Origin of the sequence: Vibrio makurazakiensis (genome assembly GCF_050337375.1) — a bacterium.
GTDB lineage: Bacteria > Pseudomonadota > Gammaproteobacteria > Enterobacterales > Vibrionaceae > Vibrio > Vibrio makurazakiensis.
The window spans coordinates 1-5,267 of sequence record NZ_JAKJSW010000261.1 but is presented as its reverse complement, the minus strand read 5'-3'; the positions used below and the strand labels follow the sequence as shown (position 1 = coordinate 5,267).

At 42.2% G+C, this 5,267-nt stretch carries 4 protein-coding genes; 2 read left to right on the top strand and 2 right to left on the bottom strand.

Annotated features, from left to right (window positions below; all coding sequences use genetic code 11):
- Positions 1-87: 87 nt before the first annotated feature.
- Together L4C33_RS19495 and L4C33_RS19490 are read right to left on the bottom strand one after the other, a co-directional pair.
- The gene (locus L4C33_RS19495) at positions 88-816 is read right to left on the bottom strand and encodes a DUF3379 domain-containing protein (RefSeq protein WP_428814060.1); all 729 of its coding nucleotides are present in this window, start codon (positions 814-816) and stop codon (positions 88-90) included.
- Positions 809-1,357: a sigma-70 family RNA polymerase sigma factor gene (locus L4C33_RS19490; protein WP_428814061.1), complete on the bottom strand. Its 549-nt coding sequence runs from the start codon at positions 1,355-1,357 to the stop codon at positions 809-811. The genes L4C33_RS19495 and L4C33_RS19490 overlap by 8 nt, the downstream gene beginning before the upstream one ends.
- A gap of 453 nt (positions 1,358-1,810) precedes the next feature.
- On the opposite strand from L4C33_RS19490, the gene fadI reads away from it, so the two are divergent.
- Both fadI and fadJ read left to right on the top strand, forming a co-directional pair.
- The gene (gene fadI / locus L4C33_RS19485; protein ID WP_428814059.1) at positions 1,811-3,118 is read left to right on the top strand and encodes an acetyl-CoA C-acyltransferase FadI; all 1,308 of its coding nucleotides are present in this window, start codon (positions 1,811-1,813) and stop codon (positions 3,116-3,118) included.
- Positions 3,118-5,267 (top strand): fatty acid oxidation complex subunit alpha FadJ (gene fadJ / locus L4C33_RS19480; protein WP_428814058.1); only part of this gene is annotated, 2,150 nt, incomplete at its 3' end. The genes fadI and fadJ, both read left to right, overlap by 1 nt.

Below are 5,267 nucleotides of genomic sequence, written 5' to 3'. Positions count from 1 at the left end.
ACTCTAGGGTTATTAGTTTGGTGAATGGGAACTTTTTGATTTATTAGGTGTCAGAGGCTCAATAAACGTATCGAGCCTCATAGGGGATTAGATTGCAGGTTTGATCATCGAACTTAGTTTTTCGGAGATCTTAGCGACATCTTCACCATCTTCGCCGACAAGGATCATACTGCTATCATTAATTGGGGTGATCATCCCCGACATTCCTTTCTCATCAAAGTCGATAGACTTGTCACTTGGAATACCCGTTAAAAAGAGGGTGACTTTACCTTTTTCGCCTTGAAAAACCATGTGCATCGCGTTGGACTTTCCAAAGCCACAGTGGTTTAAGTAGTAGACATGGTAAGGGAACGCATCATCAAATTGGTAAGCGAATGGCTGCATTTTTGCGTTGATTTGCYGTGATGTGACTTGTTCGTCCAGAACACTCACAAAACTTTTTTCATCAACAACATGCTTCATCGCTGTGTCTGCCAAACTTGCTTGAGCAGGAGTAACGAGAACATTGCCCCAGTTAACTTGCCCAACAAGTAAACCACATGCAAATGCCACTGAAGCAGCCATAGCCATTGCTCGTTTAGCAAAGTTAGGGCGAACAATGTTACTTTCTTCATTCGATGTTTGGTTGAAAAGAATACGATCAGCAAGGTCATCAGGCACATCAACATTCATAGCGTTCGCTATTTGTTTATCTAATGACAATACATCATCGAGAAATTTGCTGTTGGCTTCATTGTCTTTTGCTGCGGCCTGCATATCTTCACTACGCAGTTTAGGATCTGACAAAACGCGACGACGGAATTCTAAATCATCCATTGTGTTGCCCCCTTAGTGTGTCTTCAGAATCCAGCATTTCCTTCAGCTGATTTCTCGCTCGGAATAGTCGAGTCATTACCGTGTTTTTGTTGAGTTCAAGGATCTCTCCTATTTCTTCTCCACTAAACCCACCAATAACTTGGAGGAATAGAGGTTCACGGTAATCAACTTCTAGTTTCATGATCTGGGCTTGTAACCATACTTGTTGATGGTGCGGGTCATCGCTGACTTTAGCATCATTTCCATGGTCATCTATATCAACCAGATCAAACTGCTTGCGTTCAAAGCGCCTTGCATTTTCTCGTCTCAAAATAGTAATGAGCCAAGATTTAGCGGCTTTTTCATCTTGTAAGCTATCGAGTGACTTCCACGCACGTAAGCAAGTTTCTTGAACTAAGTCTTCTGCGATGGATTTATCTTTACATAACCAATAGGCGTAGCGAAATAAGTCACGATGATAAGCTCGAACAAGAGCTTCGTATTTTCTTTGTTTGTCCATATCAGAGTTGACCGGACGCTTGGCAGTTTTCTTTCCAAACATTTTAATTATCGACACACGAGCCTCCATATTGCTCTGCGGATAGTTTCTTTTTATACGTTATGAAGCGTTGGAAATCGTAAAATCACATTAAAATTGATCTACTTCAAAATCTAAGACCTCGAACAGGCTATAGTACACCTTGTCGTCTAGTTAGTCATTTTTGATTAACATGTTGAGCAAGATGACACTTCCTTTTGAAGGCTGACTTTACTTTCTCCTAATCAGGAAACTGATTATTTCAATTGGCGTTACGTTAATTGCTTTATATACATTCCGACCACACATTATTGTGTGGTTTTTTTTTGCTATTTTTTCATCGTAGCTCTCCGTTTTTGTTACCTTTCTAATTTCTTGTCGTGTACCCGTATCACGTTTACTTAAACGCCTGTTTGATTTTATTAACAACTTCTTTACAATGCTTCAGGTCAGACCTCTTAATCTCRAGGAGAAACCATGGGCAAACAGGAACTCAAAACTCGTTCTGGTGAACGTGTTGCCGTTGTCGCTGGATTACGAACCCCATTCGCTCGTCAAAGCACTGAATTTAGCCAAGTGCCAGCGGTTGATTTAGGGAAAATGGTTGTGAGTGAAATGCTTGCTCGTACCGATATTGATCCTGCACTTATTGAACAAGTTGTATTTGGCCAAGTAGTCCAAATGCCAGAAGCACCAAACATTGCACGTGAAATAGTGCTTGGCACTGGAATGAACATCAACACAGATGCGTATAGTGTAACTAGAGCTTGTGCGACTAGTTTTCAAGCTGCTGTGAATGTGACGGAAAGTATTATGGCTGGCAGTATTGATATAGGTATTGCTGGTGGTGCAGATTCTTCTTCAGTATTGCCTATTGGTGTATCCAAGAAACTGGCCGCAAACCTTCTTGCGTTAAGTAAAACCAAAACGGTTGGTCAGAAACTAAAAATTCTCAAATCACTTTCTTTTAAAGACTTGATGCCAGTACCACCGGCTGTAGCAGAATACTCGACCGGTCTTTCAATGGGTCAAACTGCTGAGCAAATGGCGAAGACGCATGGTATTAGCCGTGAAGAGCAAGATGCACTTGCACACCGCTCTCATACTCTGGCTGCGCAAGCATGGAAAGATGGAAAAATTCAAGACGAAGTGATGACGGCTTTCCCACAGCCTTACAAAAAGTGGATATCTCAAGATAATAATATTCGTCAAGATTCGACTTTAGAAAGTTATGCGAAATTGCGACCTGCTTTTGACCGTCAATACGGCAGTGTTACAGCCGCAAACAGCACACCATTAACAGATGGCGGAGCTGCGGTGATGTTAATGCGCGAAGGTAAAGCTAAGGAACTAGGCTTAGAGGTTCTGGGTTATATTCGCGGCTATGCTTTTTCTGCTATAGGCGTTGAATCTGACATGCTCATGGGGCCGTCTTACGCGACCGCTAAAGTATTGGAAAATACGGGTTTGGAACTTTCTGACCTTGATCTAATTGATATGCATGAAGCGTTTGCAGCTCAAGCACTATCAAACGTGAAGATGTTTGCGTGTGATAGGTTTGCTCAAGAGAAACTCGGTCGTTCAAAAGCGATTGGTGAAATCGACATGGACAAATTCAATGTTCTTGGTGGTTCTCTCGCTTATGGTCACCCATTCGCAGCAACAGGTGCTCGAATGATGACTCAGACCCTACGTGAATTGAAACGCAGAGGTGGTGGTTTAGCGCTTAACACTGCATGTGCAGCGGGTGGACTTGGTGCGGCAATGATTTTGGAGGCGGAATAATGTCTGAAGTAAAAGAGTCGGCAAATGCAAATGCAAAAGCATTCAGTCTAGTCATTGATGAGCAAAACTTAGCGTGGCTAGCCATTGATGTGCCAAACGAAAAAATGAACACCTTACAAGCTGCTTTCGCTGAAGATATGAAATCCATCTTTGAGCAGTTAAAAGAAAAGCAAAGCAGCATAAAAGGATTGATCGTTCATTCATTGAAACCTGACAACTTTATTGCAGGTGCAGATGTTCGAATGTTAGATGCATGTAAAACAGCTGATGAGGCTGAGTCTTTGGCTCGCCAAGGTCAACAGATGTTTCAAGTGCTTTCTGAATTACCTTACCCTGTTGTTGCTGCTATTCATGGTCCATGTTTAGGTGGCGGATTGGAATTAGCGTTAGCTTGTGATTATCGCGTATGTAGTGACTCAGACAAAACTCGCTTGGGCTTACCTGAAGTTCAACTAGGTTTGTTGCCAGGATCTGGCGGTACTCAGCGTTTACCTCGTTTAATCGGTTTATTGCCATCGCTCGATCTTATTCTTACAGGCAAGCAACTTCGCGCTAAGAAAGCGAAAAAACTCGGGGTAGTGGATGCTTGTGTGCCAAACACTGTCTTGTTAGATGTCGCAAAATCTTTCGTTGAAAAAAATGCTGGTAAGAAAACATCTAAGCGCCTTRCCTCTAAACAAAAAATCACAACAAAAGAAAAGCTTATTTCAAGAAACGGCTTAGGTCGTAAAGTGATTTTTGAACAAGCTTCGAAGAAAACTAATCAAAAAACACGTGGCAATTACCCAGCTACTGATGCCATTTTAGAAGTGATTCGCCACGGTTTAGAAAATGGTTTCGAAAAAGGTCTAGAGCTTGAGGCGAAAAAATTCGCTCAACTCGTGATGACGACTGAATCTAAAGCATTACGTTCTATTTTCTTCGCGACAACAGAAATGAAAAAAGAACATGGTAGCGATGCCGAACCAAAAGCGGTGACCAAAGTAGGCGTTCTTGGTGGCGGCTTAATGGGAGCGGGGATTGGCCACGTGAGTGTTGCCAAAGCCAAGTTGCCTGTGCGTATCAAAGATGTGTCTAACGATGGAGTGCTTAATGCACTCAACTACAACTACAAGTTGTTTGAAAAGCAGCGTAAGCGTCGCATCATCACTAAAGCAGGGCTACAAAGTAAAATGCTCCAGCTATCCGGTGGCGTTGATTTCACTAGCTTTAAGAAAATTGATGTCGTCATTGAAGCCGTATTTGAAGACCTTGAGTTAAAGCAGTCAATGGTGGCGGATATCGAACAAAACGCTAAACCAGACACAATTTTTGCGACAAACACGTCTTCATTGCCGATTCATAAGATCGCTGAAAAGGCTGAACGGCCAGAAAATGTTATAGGTCTGCATTATTTCAGCCCTGTAGAAAAGATGCCATTGGTTGAAGTTATTCCGCATGAAACGACTTCTGAAGAGACTATTTCAACAGTTGTTGCACTAGCGAAAAAACAAGGTAAAACACCGATAGTAGTAAAAGACAGTGCAGGTTTTTATGTGAACCGCATTCTAGCGCCTTACATGAATGAAGCTGCGCACTTACTTCTTGCAGGTGAGCCAATTGAAAAGCTTGATAACACTTTGCTTGATTTTGGATTTCCAGTAGGGCCAATCACACTTCTTGACGAAGTTGGTGTCGATATTGGTGCGAAAATTATCCCAATACTAGTAAATGAGTTGGGTGCTCGTTTCCAAGGCCCAGATGTTTTTGATGTTCTATTGAATGACGGACGTAAAGGGCGTAAGAGCGGTAAAGGTTTCTATACTTACAAAGGTAAGGATAAAGAAGTCGATAAATCCGTTTATAAGCTGCTTAAACTCTCTCCAGAATCGAAACTGACGGATAACGATATTTCAATGCGTTGCGTTCTTCCAATGCTGAATGAAGCGGTTCGTTGTTTAGATGAAGGGATTATTCGTAGTGCGCGTGATGGCGATATCGGTGCTATTTTTGGTATCGGTTTCCCACCATTCTTAGGTGGTCCATTCCGCTACATGGACCAAATTGGTATCAAAGAATTAGTGAATACCATGAATGAGTTTGCCGAAAAGTATGGTGAGAGGTTTGCGCCTTGTGACGGTCTTTTGACTCGTGCTGGTATAGATGAATC

Coding starts and splice junctions, on each gene's coding strand:
- L4C33_RS19490 (WP_428814061.1), bottom strand. CDS start 1,357: ATGTTTGGAAAGAAAACTGCCAAGCGTCCGGTCAACTCTGATATGGAC.
- fadI (WP_428814059.1), top strand. CDS start 1,811: ATGGGCAAACAGGAACTCAAAACTCGTTCTGGTGAACGTGTTGCCGTT.